General features: G+C 64.6%; 2 protein-coding genes. One reads left to right on the forward strand and one right to left on the reverse strand.

Annotated features, from left to right (window positions below):
• The first annotated feature begins 176 nt into the window (after window positions 1-176).
• Window positions 177-1,742 carry an MFS transporter gene (locus EOA86_RS25805; RefSeq protein WP_128344276.1) on the forward strand — a complete coding sequence of 522 codons (1,566 nt, stop codon included), beginning with the start codon at window positions 177-179 and terminating at the stop codon, window positions 1,740-1,742.
• 26 nt (window positions 1,743-1,768) lie between these two features.
• Here EOA86_RS25805 and EOA86_RS25810 read toward each other — a convergent pair whose 3' ends face one another.
• Complete coding sequence (locus EOA86_RS25810) at window positions 1,769-3,730, reverse strand: M23 family metallopeptidase (protein ID WP_164759525.1); 1,962 nt, start codon at window positions 3,728-3,730, stop codon at window positions 1,769-1,771.
• Between the last annotated feature and the right edge of the window lie 124 nt (window positions 3,731-3,854).

A 3,854-nucleotide genomic window follows, 5' to 3' on the forward strand; every position in this document is an offset into this window, starting at 1 on the left:
CCCCTGGGCGGCTCGGGAAGCAGGATTTTTTTGGCACGTGCATTAATCAGCCGATGATCTTCGCAAGTGAAGGAGCCGCGGTCCAACGGCATCGAAGTGCCGATCCTGTTCTGGTTTCAACGACAGCAGTCCTCTGGCCGGTTGTTGCCAGCGCATAGGAGGGCTAAGCAGGCTTAATGCGTTCTCCAAGCGAAGTCGGCGCCGACGCCGTCCCCCTGGCCAGGCCGCTGCCGGCCGATACGTTTTGCCCGCAATCGCGGCGCAGCTTCGTGCTGATCGCGGCGATCCTGGCTTCCGCGCTCGGCTTCATCGACGGTTCGATCCTGGCCATCGCCACACCGGCGATCCGCGTCGATCTTGGCGCCAGTTTCGCCGAGGCGCAGTGGATTTCAAACTCCTATGCGCTGACGCTTTCGGCACTCATCCTTGTCGGCGGCGCCGCCGGCGACCGTTTTGGCCTGCGGCATGCTTTTGTGGCAGGCATCGCGCTGTTCATTGCCGCCTCGCTTGCCTGCGCGGTGGCGCCGAACCCGCCGGTGCTCATTGCGTTTCGCGCCATTCAGGGCATCGGTGCTGCCATCATGGTGCCGGGCAGCCTCGCCATTATCGCCAAGGCCTATCCGAAGAAGGAGCGCGGCAGGGCGATCGGCATCTGGGCGGCGGCCTCGGCGCTGACGACGGCGCTTGGCCCGGTGCTGGGCGGCGTTGTCTTGTCGGCCTTCGGCGACGGCATCTGGCGGGCGATCTTCGCGATCAATCTGCCGCTTGGTCTTGTCTCGATCTACCTCCTGCTCGCCAAGGTCCCGGCCGACGCACCGACGGAAAAGCGCAGCCTCGATCTCGGCGGCGCTGCCCTCGCCATCTTGGCGTTCGGAGCGCTTGCCTACGGCTTGACCTCGATGAGCGCAGAGGGCGAGGGGCAAATGTCCGGCCCGAGCATCGCCGCCGGCGCGCTGCTGCTCATCATGTTCATTGTCTTCGAGCGCCGGCAGCGCGAACCGATGATCGATCTCTCGCTGTTTCGGGTCGGCGCCTTCGCCGGCGCCAATGTGGCGACCTTCTTCCTCTATTTCGCACTGTCGGCCAACCTGTTCTATCTGCCGATGCTGCTGATCGCCGGATGGGGGCTGAGCGCGGCTGAGGTCGGCTTCATCTTCCTGCCGCTGTCGGTCTTGATCGCGCTGTTGTCGGGGCCGGTCGGCCAGTGGTCCGACCGGATCGGCCCGCGTTTTCCGATCGCCAGCGGCAGTCTCGTCGTCGCTGTCGGCTTTGCCGGGCTTGCCTTGCTGGCCTATGCCGGCATCCACAGTTTCTGGTGGGGAGTGTTTCCGCTGATGGCGCTGATGGGGCTCGGCATGGCGCTGGTCGTGTCGCCGCTGTCGACGGCGGTGATGACGGCAGTCGAGGACAAGGATACGGGTGCTGCTTCGGGAATCAACAATGCCGTCTCGCGCATTGGCGGCCTGATCGCAGTGGCGGCGATGGGGTCACTGGCGGCCTGGGTCTATGCGGCAGTGCTGAATAGCGGTGCCGCATCCGGCATTCCGGGTTTCGGCGAACCGGCGCCGGCGGGCCTGGCACCGGATCTCGATGCAGCAAGGCTTGCCGCCAGCGATGCAGCTTTCGCAGCCGTCGCCTTGGCGACCGCGCTGCTTTGCCTGCTCTCGGCGATCGTGGCGTGGACGACCGTCTCCGGCGAACGACTGCCATGGTCGCGTGTATCTGAGACTCCGCAGAGCTGAGGAGCCCGGAAGGCTTCAAGGTCAGCTCAGCCTTCGATCTTGGCGCTCGCGACCTTCAGCGAATCACTGTCTTCCTGCTTGAGCAGATCATCGATGCGCCCGCGCTCGCGCTTGAAGGCGACGAGGTCGTCGCCCTTCAGCACCTTGCCGACCGGCAGGCGAACGCGCATCGGATCGACCTTGGTGCCGTTGACGATCAGCTCGTAGTGGAGATGTGGACCGGTGGCGAGGCCGGTCTGGCCGAGAAAGCCGATGGTCTGGCCTTGGCGGACGCGCACGCCCGGCGCGATGCCTTTGGCAAACGCGCTCTGGTGATTGTAGGAGGTCTCGTAGCCATTGGCGTGGCGGATGATGATCTGTTTGCCATAGCCGCCGGCCCAGCCGGCCTTCTCGACGACACCGTTGCCGGCGGCGATGATCGGCATGCCGATGGCGGCTGACCAATCGACGCCGGTATGCATGCGCACATAGCCGAGGATCGGATGTCTGCGGGCACCGAAGCCGGAGCGGAATTTTCCTGCAGGCAGGGGATTGCGCAGCAGGAATTGCTGGGCGCTGCGGCCGTCCTCGTCGAAATAGTCGGTACTGCCGTCCTGCATCTGAAACCGATAGAAATTGCGCGTCGTGCCGCCGAACGTCGCCGAGACATAGAGCAGCTCGGATTCGTCGGATGCCTGGTCGTCGCCATCCGGCTGCGAGAACAGCACCTCGATGCGGTCCGACGGATTGAGCCGCGACTGGAAATCGACACCGGACGCCAGAAGCTTGATCAGCCGCTTGGTCATCGCCTTGGACATGCCGTAGGAATAGGCGGCGCGGTAGATGCCGTCATAGACGTTTGGCAGATTGCCGCGCACCACCACCGGCGGCGAATCATCGAACGCGGTCAGCAATTCGGGATTGGGCTCCGGCTCCTGCGCCGGCACATATTGGCCGTGATCATCGAGCGCGATGGTGACGATATGCTGGGCCCTGTCGTAGATGCCGGTGCGAACGACCTTGGCGGCGTCGCCATGGATCTCGAGGCCGACACGCAGCACGGTTCCCGCCTTGAGCGCTGTCGCATTCAGCAATTTGGCGATCGCCTCGGCCATGCCGGTGGCGTCCTCGCCCGTATAGCCCGAATCGGCAAATGCCTCGACAATGTTGCGGTCCCTGGTGAAGGGGATGATCTCCTCGGCGAAGGCTGGCGCCTGATCGTCGGGGGCAGCACGCGGCGACACCGAGACGTTTTCCGGGACGATCCTGACGTCGTAGGAGCCGGCCATGCTCTCGGCGAATGCATCGCCGAATCGCTGCGGGTCGACATAATGCAGCGACGCGACCTGCACGGCGCCGTCGCTCAGGCCCGTGCCGGCCTGACGCACCACCTTTTCCACCTCGTCGGCGGACAAGTCACTCTTTTCGTCGAAGGCCGCCTTCTCGATCGGGAAATCGACCGTCTTCAGGCTCATCTCGCTTTCGACCTTGGCGCCATAGATCTGGCCGGCGGCGGCGGTCGCCGGCTGACCGGCATTGCCGTCGCGGTCGTCGCCAAACACCTGCATCGGGTTGAAAGGCGGATAGGCTCGGCTGGTCGTGTGCCCGGCGGCAAGCGCCATCTTGATCTGCACGAAAGGCATGGTGTGGATGACATCGCGGTCGCCGACCTTGGTCACCATTGACACTTCCATGCGCCGGCGGTCCTTGGCCTTGGCGATCTGGCGCGGCGCCACCAGCCTGGTGGTCTTGGCGATCTCGCCGGAATCGTCGCCTCTTGCAAGGCTGATCAGTTCCGCGATCTCGGGCGGTGTTGCCAATTGCTGACGACCGTCGAGGGCTGCGAACAGCGCCACGCCCATCAGCACGCTCGACGTCACGCCAGTCAGAAAAGTGCCCGACAGCCAGCGCGCCGAAACCTCGCGCCGGTCGGGCGGGCCACTGCGACCGTCCGCAATCAGCGGCGGCTCGTTGCCGAGTTCGGCTATGACATTTTCCGTATCTGGCATCCAGAAAGGCTGCTTCTTCCCCGGGCGGGACGGCTTGTCGCTTTTGTTGTGGCCATGACATTTGCCTGTCACGGCGGGCGAAGTCAACGAAGCGCCTGGCTTCGGCCGAGATCCCCAGTCATAC

Source organism: Mesorhizobium sp. M5C.F.Ca.IN.020.32.2.1, assembly GCF_004023105.1.
GTDB classification, from domain to species: domain Bacteria; phylum Pseudomonadota; class Alphaproteobacteria; order Rhizobiales; family Rhizobiaceae; genus Mesorhizobium; species Mesorhizobium wenxiniae.